16 protein-coding genes and 1 pseudogene are annotated in these 23,929 nt (G+C 72.5%); 5 read left to right on the forward strand and 12 right to left on the reverse strand.

Going from position 1 to position 23,929, the window contains the following annotated elements; translation table 11 throughout:
* Complete coding sequence (locus ACSLTV_RS31150) at positions 1–297, forward strand: DUF397 domain-containing protein (RefSeq protein WP_432155619.1); 297 nt, start codon at positions 1–3, stop codon at positions 295–297.
* A gap of 53 nt (positions 298–350) precedes the next feature.
* On the opposite strand, the gene ACSLTV_RS31155 is transcribed toward ACSLTV_RS31150, so the two are convergent.
* From ACSLTV_RS31155 to eccB, 3 genes are read right to left on the reverse strand one after another with little or no spacing between them, the layout of a single operon-like run.
* On the reverse strand, positions 351–1,859 hold the full coding sequence (locus ACSLTV_RS31155) for a PQQ-binding-like beta-propeller repeat protein (protein WP_432155618.1): 1,509 nt from the start codon (positions 1,857–1,859) through the stop codon (positions 351–353).
* Entirely contained in the window at positions 1,856–3,088 is a 1,233-nt protein-coding gene (gene mycP, locus ACSLTV_RS31160; protein ID WP_435613322.1) for a type VII secretion-associated serine protease mycosin, read from the reverse strand. The genes ACSLTV_RS31155 and mycP overlap by 4 nt, the downstream gene beginning before the upstream one ends.
* Positions 3,089–3,135: 47 nt before the next feature.
* Positions 3,136–4,662, reverse strand: coding sequence for a type VII secretion protein EccB (gene eccB / locus ACSLTV_RS31165; RefSeq protein ID WP_432155617.1), 1,527 nt, complete (start codon positions 4,660–4,662; stop codon positions 3,136–3,138).
* A 177-nt stretch (positions 4,663–4,839) separates the two neighbouring features.
* On the opposite strand from eccB, the gene eccE reads away from it, so the two are divergent.
* The 4 genes and pseudogenes from eccE (at position 4,840) to ACSLTV_RS31185 (ending at position 11,027) form a co-directional block, all read left to right on the forward strand.
* Positions 4,840–6,147 (forward strand): type VII secretion protein EccE, encoded by a 1,308-nt coding sequence (eccE, locus tag ACSLTV_RS31170; RefSeq protein WP_432155616.1) that lies wholly within the window; start codon positions 4,840–4,842, stop codon positions 6,145–6,147.
* Between the two features lie 107 nt (positions 6,148–6,254).
* Positions 6,255–6,932 (forward strand): hypothetical protein, encoded by a 678-nt coding sequence (locus tag ACSLTV_RS31175; protein WP_432155634.1) that lies wholly within the window; start codon positions 6,255–6,257, stop codon positions 6,930–6,932.
* A 339-nt stretch (positions 6,933–7,271) separates the two neighbouring features.
* Positions 7,272–7,400 (forward strand): annotated as a pseudogene (locus ACSLTV_RS31180) (SCO5717 family growth-regulating ATPase); the annotation flags it as partial.
* 543 nt (positions 7,401–7,943) lie between these two features.
* Positions 7,944–11,027: an AAA family ATPase gene (locus ACSLTV_RS31185; protein ID WP_435613323.1), complete on the forward strand. Its 3,084-nt coding sequence runs from the start codon at positions 7,944–7,946 to the stop codon at positions 11,025–11,027.
* Between the two features lie 97 nt (positions 11,028–11,124).
* On the opposite strand, the gene ACSLTV_RS31190 is transcribed toward ACSLTV_RS31185, so the two are convergent.
* The 9 genes from ACSLTV_RS31190 to rimP form a co-directional block, all read right to left on the reverse strand.
* A complete protein-coding gene (locus ACSLTV_RS31190) occupies positions 11,125–12,075 on the reverse strand; it encodes a bifunctional riboflavin kinase/FAD synthetase (RefSeq protein ID WP_432139368.1) in 951 nt (316 codons plus the stop codon).
* Between the two features lie 164 nt (positions 12,076–12,239).
* Positions 12,240–16,616 (reverse strand): hypothetical protein, encoded by a 4,377-nt coding sequence (locus tag ACSLTV_RS31195; RefSeq protein WP_435613321.1) that lies wholly within the window; start codon positions 16,614–16,616, stop codon positions 12,240–12,242.
* A gap of 247 nt (positions 16,617–16,863) precedes the next feature.
* On the reverse strand, positions 16,864–17,769 hold the full coding sequence (gene truB, locus ACSLTV_RS31200) for a tRNA pseudouridine(55) synthase TruB (RefSeq protein WP_432139366.1): 906 nt from the start codon (positions 17,767–17,769) through the stop codon (positions 16,864–16,866).
* The gene (gene rbfA / locus ACSLTV_RS31205) at positions 17,766–18,215 is read right to left on the reverse strand and encodes a 30S ribosome-binding factor RbfA (RefSeq protein ID WP_432139365.1); all 450 of its coding nucleotides are present in this window, start codon (positions 18,213–18,215) and stop codon (positions 17,766–17,768) included. Before rbfA ends, truB begins: the two co-directional genes overlap by 4 nt.
* Before the next feature lie 34 nt (positions 18,216–18,249).
* Entirely contained in the window at positions 18,250–18,543 is a 294-nt protein-coding gene (locus ACSLTV_RS31210; protein ID WP_432139364.1) for a DUF503 domain-containing protein, read from the reverse strand.
* A gap of 139 nt (positions 18,544–18,682) precedes the next feature.
* The gene (gene infB / locus ACSLTV_RS31215) at positions 18,683–21,709 is read right to left on the reverse strand and encodes a translation initiation factor IF-2 (protein WP_432139363.1); all 3,027 of its coding nucleotides are present in this window, start codon (positions 21,707–21,709) and stop codon (positions 18,683–18,685) included.
* A 147-nt stretch (positions 21,710–21,856) separates the two neighbouring features.
* A complete protein-coding gene (locus ACSLTV_RS31220; RefSeq protein ID WP_432139362.1) occupies positions 21,857–22,153 on the reverse strand; it encodes a YlxR family protein in 297 nt (98 codons plus the stop codon).
* A 101-nt stretch (positions 22,154–22,254) separates the two neighbouring features.
* Positions 22,255–23,241, reverse strand: a complete 987-nt coding sequence (nusA, locus tag ACSLTV_RS31225; protein WP_432139361.1) for a transcription termination factor NusA — start codon at positions 23,239–23,241, stop codon at positions 22,255–22,257.
* A gap of 2 nt (positions 23,242–23,243) precedes the next feature.
* A complete protein-coding gene (gene rimP / locus ACSLTV_RS31230; protein WP_432139360.1) occupies positions 23,244–23,750 on the reverse strand; it encodes a ribosome maturation factor RimP in 507 nt (168 codons plus the stop codon).
* Positions 23,751–23,929: the final 179 nt, after the last annotated feature.

The following is a 23,929-nucleotide window of genomic DNA, read 5'->3' on the forward strand; positions in this document are numbered from 1 at the left end:
ATGGCTGAAGCGCCGGAGGAACTCAAGGCACGCAAGGAGAGGGAGCGCGATGAGTTGTACGCGCTCGACATCTCGGGCGTCGAGTGGCACTGCGCGCCGGGGACCGAGGAGCACGAGGAGCGGGTGGAGATCGCCTATCTGCCCGGCGGAGCGGTGGCCATGAGGTCGTCCCTCGACCCGGACACCGTACTGCGGTACACGGAGGCCGAGTGGCGGGCCTTCGTCCTGGGTGCCAGGGACGGGGAGTTCGACCTTGAGCCGGCGGAACACAACGGGGGCCTGGCCGCCGCCGAGTGAGCTTGGCCAGTTGGGGGGCGAGCCCGTGGCGCCCCCCTTCAGGCTCGTCGGCGTCAGTGCTTCAGCCCCTCGGTTCCGTAAGCCAGCAGCATCAGCACTGGGTCCTTCGACTTCTCGTCGTCCAGCACGAGTTCTCGTCTCGAGAAGACGACCCTGCCATGTTCCACGACGATGTCCGACTGCAGAGGATCACCCAGCTTCGCCCCGTCATCCTCCGGGAGGAGGAGGAAGAGCAGCGGGGTCTCCTTGTCCGTCTGTGGGTTCCAGGCCACCACCGCCGCGAAATCAGTGCCTACGCCGGCGCTCTGCCTGAAGATCAACAGATCGTCGCCACTCATCCGCAAGGGATGGACCCCCCTGAACGGACGGCCCTCGAACTTCCCCGCCGAGTGGCCCGTCTTGAGGTCAAAGGCCACGATCCAGTTCCGAGGTTGGTCGATGGACGTGTTCTCCTTGCTCGTGACGAACACGTGGTCGCGGCCGACGACCACTCCGTCGCAGACCTCCACCACCCCGAAGAGCGGGTCCACGTAGGACCGCGTGTCGCAGTCGGCCTCATAGCCGTCCAAGGAGATGGTGGCCATGTGCCTGCCCTTGTCGTCAAGGGAGATCAAATCCGTGACCATGGTGTCCCCGGCGGCGACGGCGATCACCGGTGGGTCGGACGAGGGCAGGTAGGCGGTGGAGACGCCGTCGGCGATCCGGTACGTCCACCGCTCCTTTCCGGTACGCGGATCAAGTCTCTGTACCTGGAAGGTCCGGTTGGGCGCCGCACCGCAACTGAGCAGCGCCAGCAGTGCCCTGCCACCGGCGAAGCCGCGGTCCTCACATTTGGAGGTGGTGGTGCTGTTCCAGAGTTGCCCGCCGCTCTTCATGTCGTACGCCACCGAGCCATGGCCCCATGCCACCGCAACCACCCCTTTGGTCAGGGTGAGGTTGGTGTTGGTCGCATAGGCGAACTCGGCCGCAGGCATCGTCTTCTGCCACAGTTTCTTGCCGGTGTTCAACTCGAAGAACACCACTTCGTCGCAGACACCCTTGTCGTTCGGGGTCCCGTTCTTCCTCTTGTGGGGTTGGACGGCGACGGCGGTACGGCCGTCCACGGTGACATGGCGGCTGACGGCACAGATATGGCCATCGAGATCGAGTCTCCAGGCCGGCTTGTCCTTCCAGTCGAAGCGATAGCCTTCGATCCGGTTGGCAACGCCCTTCGCCACGATCTTGTCGGTGACCCAGGTACCAGGCGCGTAGCGGGGACGGTCCTGGCTGGCTTTGGTCAGGCCTTCCTCATCCCGCTCGGTGACGAGCACGCCCTCTGGTGAGACCGGGGGCCTCTCGACCGTCTCCCTGATGTCGTCCGCCGCCGCTCGGGCCGCCGCAGGGCTCCCGTGGCCCTTCGCCTGCCCGCTCGCCCCGTCCCACAAGAACCAGCCGCCCACACACACCAGGGCGAGGGCGGTACCTCCGGCCACCGCGGCCAGGCGGCGGCGGTGGCTCCTGCGCTTCTTGTCCGAGGCCAGCGCGGACTCGGTGTAGACCGATGGCGGTGGGCCGAAGCTCACGGCTGCAGATCCTTTCGATTGCGGCGCAGATCACGGGCGACGACCGTGATGCCGGTGATGATCACTACCACCACCAGGGCGATGCCCAGGCCGTAGGTGGCATAACGCTCATCGCGTTCCTGGGCTGTCTCAGCGAGCGAGAAGGGGGCCACGTCAGGCGCTGCCGCCCGTGCCGGGCCGGGATCGGGAACCGGTACGGACGGAGGGTCGTCGATGTCCGACTCCTGTACGGCACGAACCGGGTCGACGACACCCCAGCCGACATAATTGTCGTGGCCGTTGATCGAGCGTTCCGCAGTCTGTTCGATCTGGGTGACGATCTGGGCGGTGCTCCAGTCGGGGTGCTTCTCCTTCAGCAGGGCAGCGACGCCGGCCACGAACGGCGCGGAGAAGCTGGTGCCGTTGTCCGTGCACTGGCCCCCTCCCGGGACCGTCGAGACGATGTCCACACCGGGGGCGGCGACCCCGACGAAGGAGCCTGCCTGCGAGAAGCCGGCCCGTTCGTTGTTGCGGTCGGAGGAGGCGACTGCGAGCACACCGGGGAAGGCCGCCGGGTAGGTCTTCTTGGTCTTGCCGTCGAGGCCGTCATTGCCCGCGGAGGCGACCACGACGACTTTGGCGGCGATGGCCTTGCGTACCGCTTCGGCCAGAGCGGAGGTGGCCGACAGAGGTTTCGTGGTGTCCTGGGAAATGTTGATGACATCGGCGCCCTTGCTCACCGCGTAGGTGATGGCGTCGGCCATCGTGTCGGAGTCCCCGCTGTTGTCGGCGTCGTTCTGGCGGATCGGAATGATCGTGGCATTCGGAGCCAGTCCTACGAAACCGGTATCGCTGTGTTGCCGGGCCGCGATGATGCCGGCGACCTTCGTGCCGTGTCCCACCTCGTCGTTGGTGGGATCGCCGCCCTTGCCCTTGGTGAGGTAGTCGCGGCCGGCCGCCTTGTCGACCGCGGCGGCCAGTTGCGGGTTCTTGTCATCCACACCTGTGTCGATGACCGCCACCCTGACGCCCTTGCCCCTGTTGGTGCCCTGCCACAGCTGGTCCAGCAGGACGCGCTGCAACGACCAGGGGCGCCCTTTGATCTGAGGGGCGGGAAAGGTGCACGCGCCGCTGCCGTCCAGCTCCGCGGACGCCCGTGGTCCGGGCGCCGGAGCGGGCGCGGACGGCCAGGCACCGAGCGCTGTCACAAGAGCGGCCGTTACCAGCAGGGTTGTCCTAGTCGGCGACACCGTTGGGTGCTCCTGTCCTCGTCCGTGAGTGTCTCGGTCCGGCAGGGTCACGAACCCTGAGGCTGGCGTGCGCTGTTGGTGTCGAGGCGCGGGCCCCTGGCCAGGAACTCCGACCAGACGAGCGGCACCTTGACCGGCCGCACGTTCTGGTAGCCCAGCTTGACCTGGGCCTCACTGGGTTCAGGGCTGCCGTCGGAGGACTTCTCCCGGTCGCCCGTGCCGATGTCGGACTTGGCGCTGTCGCTGTCGCCGTTGGCCTGCACGGCGTACCGCAGCCCGGTGTCGGTGACGAGGAAGAGGGATCCCGCGGCCGTCTCCTTGCCCTGGAGCTGGGTGTACAGCAGTCCGGTGCCAGGCGTGACGTACGTGCCGGTGCCGTCGGCCGTGATCTCAACGGGGTAGTCGGTGCCGGCCCACGTGCTCAGAGTCGTCCGGTTGTCGTCCCCCACGGAGCGCAGCACGCTGCACACGGTGTCGCGGCCGGAGCCGGGAGCCGCGGAGTTCACCTGGCGGGCACGGTGCTGCGGCCAGTCGGCGGGTTGACCCTCGAAAGGCTCGGGATCTGCCGTGAAGTCCTGCAAGCCCACAGCGCGGGCCTGCCCGTTCATGTTCAGCTGCGCCGTCTGCGGCGAGCTGATCAGGAGCCAGGCGGTGAATTCGCTGACCGGCCGCACCGAGCCGGGCAGCACGACGTAGTACTGCGTGCCCTCGCCGGTCTCGGTCTTCAGGACCATACCGACCTTGTTCTCCTCCGCCGAGAGGTTGCCGGGGACCCTCGCGGGGGATCCGACGCCGGCGGGGAGCCGGGGGAAGCGGAGGGGTGCGCCCTGGTGGAGGGTGGCCAGCCACTCCTTGGTGACCGACTGGGGCTGCTGAGAGCCCACGAGGGCGACGGTGAGCGCGTCCGAAGTGGTGCCGGTGACGGCGTACGAGGTGCCCTGGGAGTCGACGAGATACCGCTCGCCCGTGCGGGTCTTGACGTAGAGCACATCACCGCCGGAGAGCCGCCGGGAGCCCTCCGTACGCTTCTCGTCGCGGTCGGCGAGGACGAATGTGGCCTCTTGGACGGTGCCGCCCTTGCCGCCCGGCTGTTCACAGACGGCCCAGCGTTTGGCCTTTCCCGCCTCCCCCGGAGACGGCAGGCGGTCGGGGGCGTAGGGAATGCCCAGGATGGGGCCGCGCGGAGGACGGCCTGAGTCCAGGATGTCGTCACTGACTTGGATGACCTTGTACGAGGCGTCGTTCATCAGCAAGCGTGCCGAAGCCAGGTTCAGCACCGGATGCAGTCGGGTGTTCTTCCCGGTCTTGAGAACGACGTAGCGCGTCGTCGACTGCTTGCCCACGATGACGCGGGTGCCGGGTGTGTCCCAGCCCGTCGGCGCGGTCGGCTGGAACATGCCCCAGGCTCCGAAGACGGCGAGAGCCAGGGCGCCCGCGATCAGACTCGGTACCACCGCGCGCAGTGGTTTCGGGGCGCCTTCCTCCGATCCCGAGGGCGAGGGCTGCAGAAAGGCCGCCAAGGTACGTCGCTTCGCGAACGTGTAGGCGTTGAGCTCGTCCCGCCGTGATGCCATGACTGTCTGTCTCTCCCCGTGCCGTGCCGGGGGTCGCAGTCCCCCGCCCGTCATTGTCAGACCGGGCCCCTACTATGCCTGTTGACGAGTGGTGCAAGTGGGGCGGGGTAGGGTGCTGTGCGCATCCGGGCCATCGCCCGACGAGGTTTTTCAGGTGAGTACGGGGGGTTTGCAGTGATGGCTTCCGCAAGCCGGGCGCGGTCGCGGGGGCGGACGGCCGCGGTGTCGTCGCCGACCACCGTGACTCCCGCTGCCAGGCCCGCTGTCACGCTTCGACTCGAGGCCCGGTCGGGCCGATCCGGAGCGGTGCGTCTGCAGCAACTGCTCCTGGTGGAGATCACTGCGGCGTTGTTGCTGACCGCTTGGGTCATCGCCCCCTGGGCCCTGGTTCCCGCGGGCATGGTCGGCGCCGGACTGTTGGGCGTCGCCTTCGCCAGGCGCCGGGGCCGCACCTTGCCCGAATGGCTGGCTACCGCAAGGGGCTTGAAGGCGCGCCGGAAAGCCGCCGCGAGGCTGACACTGCCACCGGGGACGGAACCTGGACTGGCTCCCGCAGTGGAATGCGACCCGAGCCTGCGGACCTATGCGTACGGCGGTCACGATCGCAAGCCGGTCGGGATCGTCGGGGACGGTACGTTCGTCACCGCGGTACTCCAAGTGGAGGCGGACTCAACGGCGATGCGGGCGGAACGCGGCCGGCATCCCCTGCCGCTGGGTCTGGTGCGCGACGCCTTGGACGTGGACGGGATTCGCCTGGAGTCGGCTCAGGTCGTACTGCACACTCAGCCGGCGCCCGCCCTGCACCTGCCTCCGCAGTCCGTTGCGGTTTCCAACTACCTGCCGCTCCAGGAGCAGACCGGCGCCCCGGCGGTGCGCATCACATGGATCGCCTTGAAGCTCGACCCCGAACGGTGCGCCGAGGCGGTGGCGGCCCGCGGGGGCGGTCTCGTGGGGGCCCAGAAGTGTGTCATCCGTGTGGCGGACCATCTCCGGAGCCGGTTGACGGGCGCCGGATTCCGCGTGACCGTCCTGGACGAGGAGGAGCTGACCACCGCTCTCGCCACCTCGGCGTGTGCCAATCCTCTGGTGACGGCGGAGGCCGGCCGAGCAGGGACTCTTGAGCGACGCACCGAGGAGTCCAGCCGGAGTTGGCGCTGCGACAACCGCCGGCACACTACGTACTGGGTGCGGCGATGGCCGCCGGTGGGCGGGGGTCCCGGTCCGTCCTTGCCGCAGTTCATCGCCCTGCTCACCGCGATACCCGCCCTCGCCACAACCTTCAGTCTCACCCTCGGGCGCGGGGACCGGCAGGAACTGTCGCTGGCGGGCCACGTCCGGGTCACGGGTCGTAGCGACGACGAACTCGTGGCAGCACGGCGTGCGCTGCAGGACGCTGCCCGGCACGCGGGCGCGGGACTCACCCGGCTGGACCGGGAGCAGGTGCCCGGCGTACTGGCCACTCTGCCCCTTGGAGGTGCCTGGTGACATCGAGAGTGACGACCCCTGCCCGGACCACCACCACTCCGCAGCAGCCCGAGCCGGGCACCGGACACCGCAGGCGCGAGCCCGCCCCCAGCGTCGGTTTCGGGCTCATCGGCCCTCGGCACGCGCGGCACTCGGTCTCCGTGGAGCAGTTGGACTCGCTCGCTCTGCCCATCGGGGACGACGGGGTCGTCATCGGTGTGGATGCCGAGGGCCGGCCGGCGGTCATGGGACTCAACCGGCCCACCGCGTACGACGTTGTGCTGATCGGTGGTCTGTGGACCGCCCAGGTCATCGCTCTTCGGGCGGCGGCGACCGGAGCGCGGGTGGCTGTGGAGACGGGGCGGCCGCAGGCGTGGATGCAGATGGTGCATGCCATGGGGGGCGGGCAGAACGGGCTCGCGGTGCACGAGGTCGGCCGAGTGCCGCCGCAGGGAACGTCGGCGGGGACTCCTGTGCTGGTGATCCGTGACTGTGGGATGCGGCCGCCGCGCGGGCGGGTGGTCTCCGGGCCGTGGCAGTCGGTACTGACCCTGCTCCCCTACGTCAGTCCTGTGACCCCGCGGCTGGTGCGGCAGGCCCGACTGGTAGGTGTACAACGGATCTCTCCGGACGAAGCGGCGGGGCTGGGCCGTGCAATGGGGCTCTCGCGCGGCACGATGGCAGCGTTGCCCACGCTCGCCGACGGCTTCACGCTCTGGTGCGCGGATCGGGACCGGCAGTATGTGATGACCCAGCCGACTGATGTCGAGGTCGGCCTGTTGGGCATGCCGCGAAGAATCGACTGAGCCGGACATGTGGGGCGTTGCGGGACGTTCCCTCCCCGTGTGACCACTTGCCGAGTTCCTGGCTTTTTCGACAGGCGCTTCTGGGTGAGCAGTCGCAGAACGGGCAGGCGTCGGGAGGTGGACAGGCCTGCCCGGGTGAGCCGTCTGATGATTAGGCTGGGTCCGGGCGCGATGACGGAACCCGTGGACACGGTATCGGCGGCCCAAGGGGAAGACCCGGGGTGGCGGCGCCGTGCACTCCGTCCGGACCGCCCCGTTTTGGCACGACTTCGGACGACACGAACGACACATGGTCGCCCCGGCACGGCATGAGGGTGGTCGACCGCACCAGGAGGAATTGTGAGCAGCGATCGGGACGGGATCCGCGGGGGCTGGGCGACACCCGGCGATGACCAGCCCGACGCGGAGTCCGACATCGAGATGACGGGCGAGTTCACCATCGACTACGCGCCGCCCGCCTGGTACACGCAGAACACGTCCGGAGGTCCAGGAGGCGGCGCCCAGGAGGCTCCGGCCGACGAGGGAGCCGGCGCCGGCGAAGGAATGGCCGGTGGGAGCGCCGGTGGGATGACCGGGGGAATGACCGGTGGAGTGGCTCCGCCGAGGGGGCCTGAGGGCGCGGCTCCGCCCGCCTATGCCCCGTCGGCCGCGCCGGGGCCCGTTGCCCCTGGTCCCGTTCCTCCGGGGCCTGTTCCTCCGGCGCCCGGGATGCCCTTCGGTGGTCCGCCGGCCGCGCCCGCGCCGTTTGCCGCGCCTGGGGCGGCCGGTCACGGTCCTGCGGTACCCGATCCTGCCGTGCCCGCGCACGCTCCTGCACCCGCGGCGCCGTTGACTCCGCCCGGGCCGGCCGCCGGTCCGCCGGCCGGGGAGGGTGCCGCCGTGGGGATGCCCGGAGCATCCCCGGACGGTGCGTTCGAACTGCGGCCGCCACAGCCGCCGCAGGTGCCCGCCGCACCGGTGTCCGAGCCTGAGCAGGCTGCTGGGCTCGGGGACCTGGAGAGCGGGGCCACGATGAAGTTCTCGCCGGCCGCGTTGAAGAGGGAGTTCTCCGAGCAGCAGGTCTCGGGGGAGGCTTCCGGCGACGCGCTGGGCAAGGGCGGGGAAGGGTCCGGTTCCGGGCAGGCGGACGGCGACGAGGCCGTGGACAGCGGGGATGTCGAGGCCGCCGGTGCTCCTGGTGGGGCCGATGACGGCTTCCCCACGTTTCCCGTCTTCTCCGTGGAGGACGTGAAGGCCGCCGGTGGGGCTTCCGAGGGTGAGGAAGTTTCAGGGTCTGCGCAGGTCGCCGACGGTGACGGTGTGGGTGACGGCGCCGGTCGAGGTGCGACGGAGGGGGAGGAAGCCGAGGGACCCGGGGAGGCGCGAGGGATCTCGCACGTCGAGGAGGCCGCAGAGGCCGCGGAGGCCGGTGGGGTCGAGGAAGCCCGAGGAGGCGAGGAGAGCGGAGGAGGCGAGGAGATCGCGGGGGCCGAGGAGATCGCGAAGCCTTCGGCTGCTGTAGCGTCCGCGGCTGGTGACGCCGCTTCGGCGCCTTCCGGTTCGCCGACTTCGTCCCCTGACGGCCTGGGCGGCACCCAGTCTTCGGAGCCCTCCGACTCTCCCGAGCCGCAGGCACCCGAGCCCGCCGATGCCGGTGCCTCTGTCTCTGCCCCTGCTCCTTCTTCTGCCTCTCAGGAGGCCCCCGAAGCGGGCGGCGGTACGCCGAATCCTTGGGCTCCGCCGCCGGCTCCGCAGGGTGACGTACCGCCGCTGCCGCCGTCGTACCAGCCTGCCGCGCCCGCGCCCGCCGCCCAGTGGCCCGCGCAGCCGCAGGCCGGTGCCCCGGGCGCCGCGCAGGGCTCGGCGGCAGGCGCGCAGCCGCAGCCGCCCGTCCAGCCCGAGGTGCCGGGCCGGCCGCAGCCCCCCGTGCCCGCGCCGGCCGCCTGGGGAGCCCCGGGCGCACCGGGTGGGCCCGGGTCCCCTCAGCCCGGTCACCACGCTCAGCCCGGTTACGGCTTCCCGCAGCCCCCTGCCGCGCACCCGGGCGGCTCGGCGCAGCCCGCTACGCCCACTCCCCCGGCGCAGCCCGGTACACCCACTCCCCCGGTGCAGCCCGGCGGTTACGGCTTCCCCCAGCAGCCGCCCGCCCCAGGTGCCGCGCCCCAGGCGGGACCGGGTGGATACGGCTTCCCGCAGCCGGGTGCCCCCAACGCCGGTCAGCCGGGGCCCGACCCGGCCGCTCCGGCAGGCCACCCGCAGCCCCACCCCCAGCAGCACCAGCCGCACGCCCCCGTCGCGCCCAACGCCCAGCCGGGGTACGGAGCCCCGCAGCCCCCGGCGCCCAACCCCGGCGCCCCGGTGCCCCCGGGCGCGCCGAACCCTCCGGCCCAGCCCGGCGGCTACGGCTTCCCGCCAGGACAGCAGCCCGGCCAGCAGCCCCCGCACGCTCCCGTCGGTGGCGCCCACCCGAACCCTCCGGCCCAGCCCGGCGGTTACGGCTTCCCGCCGGGACAGCAGCCCGGCCAGCAGCCCCCGCAGGTTCCCACGGGAGACCCCAATACCCCTCCCCCGCCCGCCGGTTACGGCTTCCCGCCGGGACAGCCGCCCGGTCAGCAGTCGCCGCCCGGCCCCGCCGCCGGTGCCGTCGACCCCCGGGCCGGTGCCGCCTGGCCGCAGCCGGTCCAGCACGACCAGCGGCAGCCGGTCAACCCTGGGGCCGCGCCGCTCGGTTACACCGCGGCCGTGGAACTGTCCTCCGACCGGCTGCTGAACAACAAGAAGCAGAAGACCAAGAGCAGCCGGCCTGCCGCCGGCGGCGGACGGTTCAAGATCGGCGGGAAGAAGGAGGAGGCCGAGCGGCAGCGGAAGCTGGACCTGATCCGCACGCCGGTGCTGTCCTGCTACCGCATCGCCGTCATCAGCCTCAAGGGCGGCGTCGGCAAGACCACGACCACCACCGCCCTCGGCTCCACGCTCGCCACCGAGCGGCAGGACAAGATCCTCGCCATCGACGCCAACCCGGACGCCGGTACGCTCGGGCGACGCGTGCGCCGGGAGACCGGGGCCACCATCCGTGACCTCGTGCAGGCGATCCCCTACCTCAACTCCTACATGGACATCCGGCGGTTCACCTCCCAGGCCCCGTCCGGCCTGGAGATCATCGCCAACGACGTCGACCCGGCGGTGTCCACGACCTTCAACGACGAGGACTACCGGCGCGCCATCGACGTGCTGGGCAACCAGTACCCGATCATCCTCACCGACTCGGGCACCGGTCTCCTGTACAGCGCCATGCGCGGTGTGCTCGACCTCGCCGACCAGCTCATCATCATCTCCACGCCGTCCGTGGACGGCGCGAGCAGCGCCAGTACGACGCTGGACTGGCTGTCGGCGCACGGGTACGCCGATCTCGTGGCCCGCTCCCTCACCGTCATCTCGGGTGTCCGCGAGACCGGAAAGATGATCAAGGTCGAGGACATCGTGGCGCACTTCGAGACCCGATGCCGCGGGGTCGTGGTGGTCCCCTTCGACGAACATCTCGCCGCCGGCGCCGAGGTCGACCTCGACATGATGCGGCCCAAGGTGCGGGAGGCGTACTTCAACCTCGCGGCGATGGTCGCCGAGGACTTCGTACGTCACCAGCAGATGCACGGTTTGTGGACCAGCGACGGCAATCCGCCCCCGGTCGCCGCCCCGCCCATGCCGGGACAGCCCATGCCCGGCCAGCCGATGCCGGGACAGCCCGCCCCGGGACAGCCCATGCCCGGCCAGCCGATCCCGGGACAGCCCATGCATCCCGGTCAGGGATACCCGCAGCAGCCGGGCGGCTATCCGGCGGCGCCCCAGCCCGGTCAGCCGTACGGTCAGCCCCACCCACCGCAGCAGCCGGGCCACCCCGGCCACTCTGGCCCCCCGCACCCGTCGGCCCAGCCCACCCCCCAGCCCGGCTACCCCGCGGCACCCCAGCCGAGCCACCCCGGTCAGCCCGGGCACCCCAGCCACCCCGGCCAGCCTGACCACCCCGGTCAGCCCGGCCACCCCGAGCGGCAGGGTCACCCCGGCTACCCCCAGGGCGCTCCCGGCCAGGCTCCTCCCCCGCCGCCGCAGCAGCAGTAACCCGCGACGCGGCGGTACGCCGTGAACACGAACGAGGGCGGCCGGTGTCCGAAAGACACCGGCCGCCCTCGGCGTACCCACGCTCAGCGATGAGGCACTACGCCTCCGCCTCCGCGATCATCTCCTTGCACCGCCGCACGTCGTCGGCCATCTGCTCCAGCAGTGCCTCCAGCGACTCGAACTTCGCCTGGCCGCGCACGAACGCCAGGAAGTCGACGGCGACGTGAAGCCCGTACAGATCGAGCCCGATCCGGTCGATGGCGTACGCCTCCACCGTGCGCTCGGTGCCGTCGAACTGCGGGTTGGTGCCCACGGAGATCGCGGCCGGCATCGCCTCGCCACCCACGTGCAGCCAGCCGGCGTAGACGCCGTCGGCGGGGATCGCGGTGTGCGGGAGTGTCTCCACGTTGGCGGTGGGGAAGCCGAGTTCGCGGCCGCGCTGGGCGCCGCGCACCACCACGCCCTCCACGCGGTGCGGCCGGCCGAGGATCTCGGCGGCGCCGGTGACGTCGCCTTCGCCGACCAGACGCCGGGTCAGCGTGGAGGAGAAGGGCTGTCCGCCGCCCGCGTCCCCGGTGACGTACAGGTCGACGACCTCCACCTCGAAGTCGTACACCTTGCCCTGCTCGGTCAGGAACTCCACGTCACCCGCGGCCTTGTGGCCGAAGCGGAAGTTGGGGCCCTCGACGACCGCCTTGGCGTGCAACTTGTCGACCAGGACCTTCACCACGAAGTCGGCCGGCGACAGCTTCGAGAACTCGGTGGTGAACGGCAGGATCAGCACCGCGTCCACGCCGAGCTCGGCCATCAGCTCGGCCCTGCGGTGGTGCGGGGCCAGCAGCGGCGGGTGGCTGCCGGGGCGGACGACCTCGCTGGGGTGCGGGTCGAAGGTGACGACCACCGACGGCACGCCCAGCTGACGGGCGCGGTCCACCGCGTGCCGGAGGATCAGCTGGTGCCCGCGGTGGACGCCGTCGTACGAGCCGATGGTGACGACGCTGCGCCCCCAGTCCTGGGGGATGTCCTCCAAGCCACGCCAGCGCTGCACTGTGACCGCTCCTCGAACCCGTGTCCGTATCTGTCCTTGACCGCTTACGCAGGTACTAAGGGTGCCATGCCGGGCGCTCGCCGCCCGCATCGGCATCGGGGCTGTGACCCGGCGCACGTGTCGCGGGGGAACGCGCGGAATCCGCGGGCGCCCGGCGGGCGGCGTCACGCCGGCACCCGCACCCCGGCCTGATTCTCGATCATGCGGCGGGCGCTGGGGCCGACCACCGCCGCCCACTCCCCCGGCGCCTCGATGAGCCAGCCCGCCACCCGGGCCGCGAAGCCGGGCACATGACGGCCCAGATCGACCAGGCCGCGGTCGAACAGGGCGGCGCCCTCAGGGGTGCGGACCATCAGAAGCCCTACGCGGCGCACCAGTGCGCGTGCCTCCTCCCCCTCATACCGCTGGAGCGGGTACGGCGGGACCGCGTACGGCGCGACGGCGTGCAGCACGGCCGCCAGGACGGACGGCTCCCGTTCGTGAGCCAGCTGGAACTCGCGCAGCTCCTGGCGCAGCGGCCGGGACGCGGGAGCGCCGGGCGCGGCCAGCACGGCGGCCAGGGCGGCCCGTACCCGCTCGGGGCCGCCGGTCAGCACCACGGTGACCAGTGGCACCAGCACCGCTCGCGCGGCGGGCCCCTGGTCCAGCCGGCGGTCGACGTACGCGGCGACACCGGCGGCCGTGTCGGGCCGGTGCGCCAGCGCCTCCCGTACCAGCACCGCGACGCGGCCGGCCAGTGCGGGTGTGGTGACGTCGGCGAGTGCGCGCAGGGTCCGGCCGGTGTCCGCGCCGGGCCTGTTCAGCCGGGCGCGGAAGGCGTCCAGGACCGGCTCCGGGTGGGTGTCCAGCGCGGCGAGCAGTGAGTCCGGTTCCAGGCCGGGGTCCCCGGCGGCGAAGCGCTCCAGTGCCTGCGGGAGGTGGGCGGCGCGGGTTTCCGGATCGCGTACGAGGAGGGCGAGGGCGCCGCTGTGCAGCGTGACGTCGGCGGGGCGGGCGAGCAGGGCGAGCGCCGCGTGGCGCAGCAGGCGGCGGTCGGCGTCGGTGTGGACGTGGGGGACGGCACGCAGCCCGTACGCCACCGCCGCGACCCGGCGGTCCGGCCGTTCGTCGTGCGCCCAGCGGTCCACCGCGCGGCACAGGGCCGACGGTTCGTCCTCGGCCAGCACCGCCAGCAGCTGGTCGGCGCGCCGGTGGGCGCAGTCGGCCAGCACCTCGGTGAGGTGGTCCAGCGCGCCGTGGCGGTGAGTGTGCAACAGGGCCTGTGCGGCCGTGGCCACGGTCGCGTGCGGGGTCGCGGGCAGCGGCCGCTCGTCGTCGAACCAGCGGGTGAGCCGCGGCTGTACGGCGGTGGGGTCGGCGGCGAGCAGCCGGGCGACGGCGTCGAGGTAGCGGGGGGTGCCGGTGTCCTGGGGGGCGGGGTCGGCGAGGACCAGGCGGCGCAGGAGGTCGAGGCGGATGTCGGCGGGCAGGGTGAGGGACGTCCAGAAGTCGGGGGCGAACTCCCGGGGCAGCGCGGGAGGTGCGGCCGGTCCGGTTCCGTCGGGAGCGGGTGGCGTCCCTGGCGTCCCCTCCGGCCTCCGCCGGTGGGCCACGACGCGGTCCGCGAGGAGTCGCAGGACGGGAAGGTACGGCGTGGCGTCCGGGACCCGCCGCGCCGTCTCGGTGAGCAGCCGGGCGGCCCACCAGCTGTCCGGGGCCGCTTCCCAGGCGGCGACCAAGTCGCGCAGCCGGGCGGCGAGTTCGTCCGGCCCCTGCTGGCGGGCCAGGTGCAGCAGGGACTCGACGACCGGGCCGATGCGGTGGTGCGGTACGGGCAGCGGGTGCCGGTCGGCCGGCGTACGCGGGCGGTGGACCAGGGTGCGCAGTGCCTCGTCGAGGTCCAGGTGCATGCCCTGGATCCAGTCGGCGAGCTCCTCGTGGGCGAAGCGGTAGCCGCCGCCGGCCGGGACCAGGAGGCCCTCGGTGAGCACGGCGGACGCCCAGCCGGTGCCGCCGCCGAGACGGGCGGGGGCCGGGCCCCAGGGGAAGACCGCCTCGAACGACTCGCGGTCCAGTTCGCCCTGGCCCGGGCCCAGGCTGCGTCGCGCGGCCGCGTGCACCTGACCGGACACCTTGGCGGCGAGCCGGCGTACGGCGGTGCCGCGCAGACCGTTCTCGGCGGCGAGGCGGACGGCGACGCGCAGGCACATCAGGTCGAGGTGGGCGGTGAAGACGGCGTCACGGTCGATGTCGGGCCGGTCGTCCAGGGCCGGGCAGGCGGCGCGGACCTCGGACAGGAGGCGGAGGGTGAGGGGGTGGCGAGCGGCGGGTTCGGTGAGGGCTCCGGCGGGGATGACGTAGCGGCGGCGGGCCTCCGCGGCCTCGACGGGGGTGAGATCGGTGAGGCGGAGGCAGGGCGGGAGGGTCTCGTCGGCGCCGGGCCCGCCCTTTCCGTCCCTTCCGTCCCCGGCCGCCGGGTGTTCGTCGTCGGGGGACGCCGAGGACGGCCGGTACAGCATCTCCTGCGGGAACTCGGCGCCGGCGCCCTCCCAGTACTCCGGCCGGCACGACACGACCAGTCGCGCACCGGTGTCCCGCAGCCAGGCCGCCGTGCCCCGGGTCCACGCGGGGAGGCGGTGGGCCAGGACGGGTGGCATCTCCTCGGGGCCGTCGAGGAGCAGCATCAGGGGCCGGCCGGCCGCGGACGCGAGGTGGGCCAGGCGGTCGGGGGTGATGTCGCCCAGGTCCGCCGCGGCGTCGGGACGGGAGGCCGCGACGATGCGTGCCGCCCGGGCGAGTGCCCGGTGGGCCGCGTCCGCGATCGAGGTGTCGTCCTCGCCGAGGTCCGCTCCGCGCAGCCACAGCGTCGGCGCCGGACGCCGGCCCCGTGCGCGGCGGGCCGCGAGGGCCGCCAGTTCGGTGGTACGGCCGCTGCCGGGAGCGCCGACGAGGGCCAGTACGGCGGTGGGGCGCCCTCCGTGGGCACCGTCGGGGCGTTCGCCGCAGGGCGCGCCGAGGCCGTCCCCTGGGGCGAAAGCCCCGTCGCAGCGCTCCCCGCGCACCTCGACGGCTCGTTCGCCGCAAGGCACGCCAGGGCTGCCGCCGGGGGCGGCCCCGGCGACGGTCCCGGCGGGGCTGCCACCGCAGGCGGCGGGTGCACCGGCGGGAGCCGCCCCGGCAGCACTCCCACCGGAAGCCGCCACGCCGTCCCCGGCGCCGGCCCGTGCGGCACCCCCTGCGGCGTTTCCACCGGAGGCCCCGGTGGGCCTCCCCGTGCCGTCGGCGTTGGGCCTCCCCGTGCCGTCGGCGGCGGGGCTCCGGCCGAAGGACCCGGCCGGGCTCCCGCCGAAAGCGTGCGTCGTGGGGCCACCGGCGAGGACCCCGCCGGACCTCCCGGCGGCCACTGCGGGCCCGTCGCCGCAAGCGGCCACGTCATGACCGACGGCACCCCTCGCCGAACGCCCGCCGAAGGCCCCGCCGGAACTCCCGCCGCAGACCTCGGCCGAGCCCCCTCCCCAAGCCCTCGATGCCTCGCCGGCCGAATGCCCCGTCGGCCCCTCACCGCAGGCGCCTCCCGGCCCCTCGCCCGCAACCCTCGTCCCCCGCCCGCCGCAGGCACCCCCCGAAGCCCCGCCGCAGACACCCCCCGAAGCCCCACCACAGGCCCCCGCCAACTCCCCACCCGAAGCTCCCGCCAGCCGCCCACCGCAGCGACTCTCAGAACCCCCACCACTCCCCCAGGCGAACGCAGCCGTCTCCCGAGTCACCCACGTCCGCTCGACCGGCTCCACCGCCGTCCCGTCCCGGCCGGACAGCGGGCCCGCGGGGCCGTCGGAGCCGACCGAGGTGGCGGTGAGTTCGAGGACACCCGCGAGGTTGAGGTCGGCTCCGTAGGCGGGGACCGTCACCGCATTGCGGGCGAGGAGGTCGGCGAGCGGACCGTCGGGCGGGTTCGGCGTGCGCAGCGGGACCGCGAAGCCGGTGTCGTTGTGGGCGGAGCGCAGGGCCGTGCCCAGCACCGCCAGCACGGCGCCGGTCGTCCCGTCCAGGACCGGCCCCCCGCAGGCGGGCCCGCCGAGCCGCAGGGCATCCCGGCCGTCGGTGCCGATGGCCAGTTCGAGTGCGTCGTCGATGAAATGGTGGCGGTCGGTGGCCGGGTAGGTGACGGGGCCGGCGGTCAGCACCCGCGCCTCGCGCCAGCGGCCGGCGGCGATCCGTACGTAGGTGCCGGTGTCGACGCGGTCCCGCGCGGTGATCGGCAGGGGGGTGGCGCCCAGGCCGTCGGTGCGGATCAGGGCGAGGTCCCGCTCGGGCAGCGGGGTGACCTCGTCAGCCGTGACGACGCAGGCGCGGTCCCCGGGGCCGTGCAGGACCAGGCGGGGCAGGCCGTCGACCGCCTCGTGACTGGTGACCACCGTGCCCCGGTGGTCGGCGAGGAAGCCGGTGCCGCGTGGCCGGCCGGCGACGTCGCGGACGCGGATCAGGGCCGTGCCGGGGGCGACGGCGGTCACCGGCGGCGAGCCGTGTGCGGCCGCCGCCCGGGGTGGCACCGTCTCCGCCATCGTCGTACCTCCCGCCGCGTGCCCTGCCTCGGTTCGACGGTAGGCGGGCGGTGATCAGCGGGACAGATCGCCGGACGAACGCGCCCCCTCACGCTCCCTCGGTTCACTCCGAGCGCCCGTCCGGACGGGTGAACCGAGGGGGGTCGTTGGATACACCCTTGGGTGGGGGAACCGAGGGGGGACCGTGGAGCGGCGGGGGCGTGCCCCGTGTCCGCCGCTCCACGGGCTACTACGGCGAGCGGGCGGCTCAGGCCAGCACGGCCAGGCTCTTCGCCTTGCCCTTCTGGTCCTCCACCAGGGCCAGGAAGCGGCCGTCGGGGTCGAACACCGCGACGGGGCCGGCGCCCGCGTACTCCTCGGGCATGTCCAGGCGGACGCCGTTGGTGAGCAGCCGGGCGCGCCGGGCGTCGACGTCCCAGCGGGGGAAGGCGGCCGCCGCCGCGTCGGCGATCGGCATGACGGTCAGTTCCTGCTGGAGCTGGTCGAGGGTGCGGGCGGAGTCCAGCTTGTAGGGGCCGACGCGGGTGCGGCGCAGGGCCGTGAGGTGGCCGCCGACGCCGAGGCCCGCACCCAGGTCGCGGGCGAGGGCGCGGATGTACGTGCCGGAGGAGCAGACCACGGAGACGATCAGGTCGAGCACGGGAGTGCCGTCCTCGGCCACGGCGTCCCGCACGTCGTACACCGTGAAGGAGGAGACGGTCACCGGCCGGGCGGGGATCTCGAACTCCTCGCCCTCGCGGGCCCTCTTGTACGACCGCACGCCGTTGATCTTGATGGCGCTGACCTTGGACGGCACCTGCATGATGTCGCCGGTGAGCTTGGCGATCCCGGCGTCGACGGCGTCGCGGGTGACCTGCGAGGCGTCGGCGGAGGCGGTGATGTCGCCCTCGGCGTCGTCGGTCAGGGTGGTCTGGCCGAGGCGGATCGTGCCCAGGTACTCCTTCTCCGTGAGGGCGAGGTGCCCGAGGAGTTTGGTCGCCTTCTCCAGGCCGAGGACGAGGACGCCCGTCGCCATCGGGTCGAGGGTGCCGGCGTGGCCGACGCGGCGGGTCCTGGCGATGCCGCGCATCTTGGCCACGACGTCGTGCGAAGTGAAGCCCGACGGCTTGTCGACGATGACAAGGCCGTCGGGCGCGGTGGTCTTGCGGTTCATTCGGCGGTGTCGTCCGTCTCGTCGTCACCCGGCTTGCGGTACGGGTCGGCCCCGCCCGCGAAGTCGGCGCCCGCGGAGGCCTCGCGCACCTTGGCGTCGGACGCGCGCGCCTTGTCGAGGAGGTCCTCGATGGTGCGGGCGTTGTCCGGGAGGGCGTCGGCGACGAACGTGAGGGTCGGCGTGAACTTCACGCCGGCCGCGCGGCCGACCTCGGAGCGCAGGATGCCCTTGGCGCTCTCCAGGCCCGCGGCGGCGGCCGCGCGCTCCTCCTCGTCGCCGTACACCGTGTAGAAGACGGTCGCCTCCCTGAGGTCACCCGTGACCCGGGTGTCCGTGATGGTGACGTGCGAGCCCAGCCGCGGGTCCTTGATCCCGCGCTGCAGCTTCTGGGCCACTACTTCCCGGATGAGGTCCGCCAGCCTCTTGGCCCGCGCGTTGTCGGCCACTGGTCCGTCTCCTTAACGTTTCTTGCTTCTTGCTTCAGTCTTCGTCGCTGTGGAGTCTGCGTCGAACGGAGAGCAGCTCCACCTCGGGCCGCGCGGCGACCAGCCGCTCGCAGCGGTCCAGTACGTCGCTGAGGTGCCCGGTGTCCCCCGAGACGAGGGCGAGCCCGATCCCGGCCCTGCGGTGGAGGTCCTGGTGGTCCGTCTCCGCCGCGCTCACCCCGTACCTGCGCTGGAGTTCGGCGACGATCGGGCGGACCAGGGAGCGCTTCTCCTTGAGCGAGTGGACGTCGCCGAGGAGCAGATCGAAGGACAGAGTCCCCACGTACATGTGTGTGTCCGGATGTCCCGCCGGTTCGGGGTACGGGCGCCGCGCTCAGGTGCGGCGCCGATACGGGAACCGTACACGCAACGGCCGGGGCCGATCGACGGAAATAACTTCCGCCGACCGGCCCCGGTCGCGTGTCAGGTCACGCGCGCGGCTTCTCGCGCATCTCGTACGTCGCGATGACGTCGTCGACCTTGATGTCGTTGAAGTTGCCGAGGTTGATACCGCCCTCGAACCCTTCGCGGATCTCGGTGACGTCGTCCTTGAAGCGACGCAGGCCCTCGATGTTGAGGTTCTCCGCGACCACCTTGCCGTCGCGGATGAGGCGTGCCTTGGTGTTGCGGCGGACCTCGCCCGAGCGGATGAGGACACCGGCGATGTTGCCCAGCTTGGACGACTTGAAGACCTCGCGGATCTCCGCCGTGCCGAGCTCGACCTCTTCGTACTCCGGCTTGAGCATGCCCTTCAGGGCCGCCTCGATCTCCTCGATCGCCTGGTAGATGACCGAGTAGTACCGGACGTCCACGCCCTCGCGCTCCGCCATCTGCTGCGCACGGCCGGCTGCCCGGACGTTGAAGCCGATGACGATGGCGTCGGAGCCCATGGCCAGGTCGATGTCGGACTCCGTGACCGCACCGACGCCGCGGTGCAGGACGCGGATGTCGACCTCTTCGCCGACGTCCAGCTGGAGCAGGGAGGACTCCAGGGCCTCGACGGAACCAGACGCGTCACCCTTGATGATCAGGTTCAGCTGCTGGACCTCGCCGGCCTTGAGCACCTTGTCCAGGTCCTCCAGCGAGACACGGCGCGTGCGCTTGGCGAAGGCCGCGTTGCGCTCGCGGGCGGCACGCTTCTCGGCGATCTGACGGGCCGTACGGTCCTCGTCGACCACCAGGAAGTTGTCGCCGGCGCCCGGGACGTTGGTCAGGCCGAGGACCTGGACCGGCGTCGACGGGCCGGCCTCGGCCACGCTGTTGCCGTTGTCGTCGTGCATCGCCCGGACCCGGCCGTACGCGTCGCCGACCACCATGGTGTCGCCGACCCGGAGCGTGCCGCGCTGGACGAGGACCGTCGACACGGCGCCGCGGCCGCGGTCGAGACGGGACTCGATCGCGATGCCCTGCGCGTCCTGGCTGGGGTTGGCCCGCAGGTCGAGCGAGGCGTCGGCCGTGAGGATCACGGCCTCCAGCAGGCTGTCGATGTGCAGGCCCTGCTTGGCGGAGATGTCGACGAACATGGTGTCGCCGCCGTACTCCTCGGCCACCAGGCCGTACTCGGTCAGCTGACCGCGCACCTTGGTCGGGTCGGCGCCCTCGACGTCGATCTTGTTGACCGCGACGACGATCGGGACCTCGGCGGCCTTGGCGTGGTTGAGCGCCTCGACCGTCTGCGGCATGACGCCGTCGTTGGCCGCGACGACGAGGATCGCGATGTCCGTCGACCGCGCACCACGGGCACGCATGGCGGTGAACGCCTCGTGACCCGGGGTGTCGATGAACGTGATCTTGCGCTCTTCGTCGTTGACCTCGGTGGCGACCTGGTAGGCACCGATGTGCTGGGTGATGCCGCCGGCCTCGCCCGCGATGACGTTCGTCTTGCGGATGGCGTCGAGGAGGCGGGTCTTGCCGTGGTCGACGTGACCCATGACGGTGACGACCGGCGGGCGGACCACCAGGTCCTCCTCGTCGCCCTCGTCCTCGCCGAACTCGATGTCGAAGGACTCGAGCAGCTCGCGGTCCTCCTCCTCCGGGCTGACGACCTGAACGTTGTAGTTCATCTCGTCCGCGAGGAGCTGGAGCGTCTCGTCGGAGACGGACTGCGTGGCGGTGACCATCTCGCCGAGGTTCATCATCACGGCGACGAGCGACGCCGGGTTGGCGTTGATCTTCTCCGCGAAGTCGGTGAGCGACGCGCCGCGGGAGAGACGGATGGTCTCGCCGTTGCCGCGCGGCAGCATCACGCCGCCGACGCTCGGGGCCTGCATGGCCTCGTACTCCTGGCGCCTCTGCCGCTTCGACTTGCGGCCGCGACGCGCGGGACCGCCGGGACGGCCGAAGGCGCCCTGCGTGCCACCGCGGCCACCGGGACCGCCGGGACGGCCGCCGAAGCCGGGACGGCCACCGCCGCCACCGAAGCCGCCACCGCCGCCGCCCCCACCGGGACGACCGGCGAAGCCGCCGCCACCGCCCGGACGGGCACCGCCGCCACCGGGACGGGCGAAGCCGCCGCCGCCGGGACGACCGGCGCCGCCGGGACGGCCCGCACCGCCGCCCGGACCACGGCCGCCGGGGCCGGGACGCGGGCCGGCAGCGGGACGCTGCGGCATCATGCCGGGGTTCGGACGCGGACCGGCCGGGCCGGGACGCGGACCGCCCTGCGGACGGGGCATGCCCGCCGGGGACGGCCGGGAGCCGCCGGGACCCTGCGGACGGGGGCCGCCGCCCTGGGCGCCGGGCGCCTGGGGACGGGGACCGCCACCGGGGGCACCGCCGGGGCCGGGACGCGGACCGCCCTGCGGGCGGGGCGCCTGCGGGCGGGCCATTCCGGCGTTGCCGCCGGAGGTGAAGGGGTTGTTGCCCGGACGCGGACCGGACGGACGGGCGCCCGGACGCGGCGCGCCGGCGCCACCCTGGCGCGGGCCCTGGGCGGCGGGACGCTGTCCCTGTCCGCCCTGACGGTCCTGGCCGGGCGCGCCGGGACGGGCACCGCCGGGCTTGGGGCCGGGGCGGGCACCGGGACGCGGGCCCTGGGCGGCGGGCGCCTGGGGCGCGGCCGGGGCCGCCGGCGGAGCGGTGAACTCCGGCGCGGCCGGGGCGGGACGCGGCGCGGGCTTGGGGCCCGGCACCGGACGCGGGCCCGGGGCCGGCGCGGACGCGGGCGGCTGCGCCGCGGGAGGCTTGGGGCCGCCCGGCTTCGGCGCGGCCGGACGGGCCGCCTGCGCCGGGGACGGCGCGGGGGAAGGCTTGGGAGACGCCTTGCGCGGGGCGGGCTTGGCGGACTTGCCGTTGCCACCGCCCTGGAAGGCGTCGGTCAGCTTGCGTACAACGGGCGCTTCGATGGTCGAAGACGCCGAACGGACGAATTCACCGAGTTCCTGGAGCTTGGCCATGACGACCTTGCTCTCCACACCGAACTCCTTGGCGAGTTCGTAGACCCGGACCTTAGCCACTTCGCTCCTTTGAGGTCCGGGTTGCGTCCGGACCGTCGCTAGTTCATGGGCGTACTCATCGCGTACTCATCGAGTGCTCATCGCAATCTCGACCTGCTTTCGACTCGCGAGGTACCAGGCCGCACGGGTTGTTCCGTACGGCTCGTCTTACGGTGTTGCCCGATCGGCAACTGTTGTCTGCTCGACGTACCGGCGCAACGCCTTTGTGTCGAGCGTGCCCGGGGCACGGAGTGCCCGCGTGAACGCCCGGCGGCGCACCGCCTGGTCGAGACAGGCCGCGGCGGGGTGCACGTACGCACCCCGGCCGGGCAGCGTACCGCGAGGATCGGGGACGCATGCGTCCTCGACCGCCACGATCCGCAGCAGATCATTCTTGGCCGCTCGCTCCCGGCACCCGACACAGGTGCGTTCAGGGCATGAGCCGACGTGCGTCCGGCCAGACACAGCTAAGTCTACCTCCCCGCACCGGCCTCACCCTTTGGGGGCAGGAATCGAACACTTGCCGCCGGTAATCTGTCGTGAAGTGAGCGCCGCGCGTCCGGGATCTATTCCCCGGGCTGCTCGGTGTCCGGCCGGATGTCGATCCTCCAGCCGGTCAGCCGGGCGGCGAGGCGCGCGTTCTGACCCTCCTTGCCGATCGCCAGCGACAGCTGGTAGTCGGGGACGGTCACCCGGGCGGACCGGGCGGCCATGTCCACCACCTCGACCTTGGACACCCGCGCGGGTGACAGCGCGTTCGCCACCATCTCGGCGGGGTCGTCCGACCAGTCGACGATATCGATCTTCTCGCCGTTCAGCTCGCCCATGACGTTGCGCACCCGGCCGCCCATGGGGCCGATGCAGGCGCCCTTGGCGTTCAGGCCGGAGCGGGTGGAACGGACGGCGATCTTGGTGCGGTGACCGGCCTCACGCGCGATGGCGGCGATCTCCACCGACCCGTCGGCGATCTCCGGAACCTCCAGCGCGAAGAGCTTCTTCACCAGGTTGGGGTGGGTGCGTGAGAGTGTGACCGACGGTCCGCGCACGCCCTTGGCGACCCGGACGACGTACGAGCGCAGGCGCATGCCGTGCGGGTACGTCTCGCCGGGGACCTGCTCCTGCACCGGCAGGATGGCCTCCAGCCTGCCGATGTCGACGAGCACGTTCTTCGGGTCGCGGCCCTGCTGGACCACACCGGTGACGATGTCGCCCTCGCGGCCCGCGTACTCGCCGAGCGTGGCGTCGTCCTCGGCGTCGCGCAGACGCTGCAGGATCACCTGCTTGGCGGTGGTCGCGGCGATCCGGCCGAAGCCGGACGGCGTGTCGTCGAACTCGCGGGGTTCCTGCCCCTCCGCCAGGTCCTCGGGGTCCTCCTTCGCCCACACGGTCACATGCCCGGTCTCCCGGTTGAGCTCCACGCGCGCGTGTCGGCGGCTTCCCTCGGTGCGGTGGTAGGCGATGAGGAGGGCCGACTCGATCGCCTCGACCAGCAGGTCGAAGGAGATCTCCTTCTCCCGGACCAAGCCCCGCAGGGCGCTCATGTCGATGTCCACGGCTACGCCTCCTCTGCTTCCTCTTCGTGCGTGTCCTTGCGGTTGAACTCGACCTGCACGCGCGCCTTGGCGACCTCGGCGAAGGCGAGTCTGCGTGCGGTGGCCTTGCGGCCCTTGACCCCGGGCACCTCCAGGTCGACGCCCTCGTCGTCGACCTTCAGGATCCTGGCCACCAGGTCGCCGCCCTCGGCGAGCTGGAACTTCACCAGCCGGCCGACGGCCCGGACGTAGTGGCGGTGTTCGGTGAGGGGGCGTTCCGCGCCCGGCGTGCCGACTTCCAGGTCGTAGGCGCCCGCGCCCATCGCGTCCGTCTCGTCGAGCTTCGCCGAGAGCGCGCGGCTCACATCGGCGATTCTGTCCAGGTCGGCTCCGGTGTCGGAGTCGACGACGACGCGCAGCACCCGCTTTCGCCCTACGGAGTCCACGGCGAGCTCTTCGAGATCGAGGCCCTGTGCCGTGACGAGCGGTTCGAGCAGTTCTCGCAGCCTCTCGCTGGGGGTGGTGCTCATCCGGGTGACTCCTCGGCCGCGTGTGCTGTTGTGGGATGGGTCGCGTGTCAGGTCAAAGGGTATCCGGTCGCGGAGGGTGTTGCCGTCCACCTGGGTACGGAGAGTGCACGATACGGTGATCACGGGCCCGGGGCCCGCCTTCTCCCGCTTTCCGCCGCACGAGCTCCCCGAGGACGTCC

It is taken from the genome of Streptomyces sp. bgisy159, from assembly GCF_965341775.1.
GTDB lineage: Bacteria > Actinomycetota > Actinomycetes > Streptomycetales > Streptomycetaceae > Streptomyces.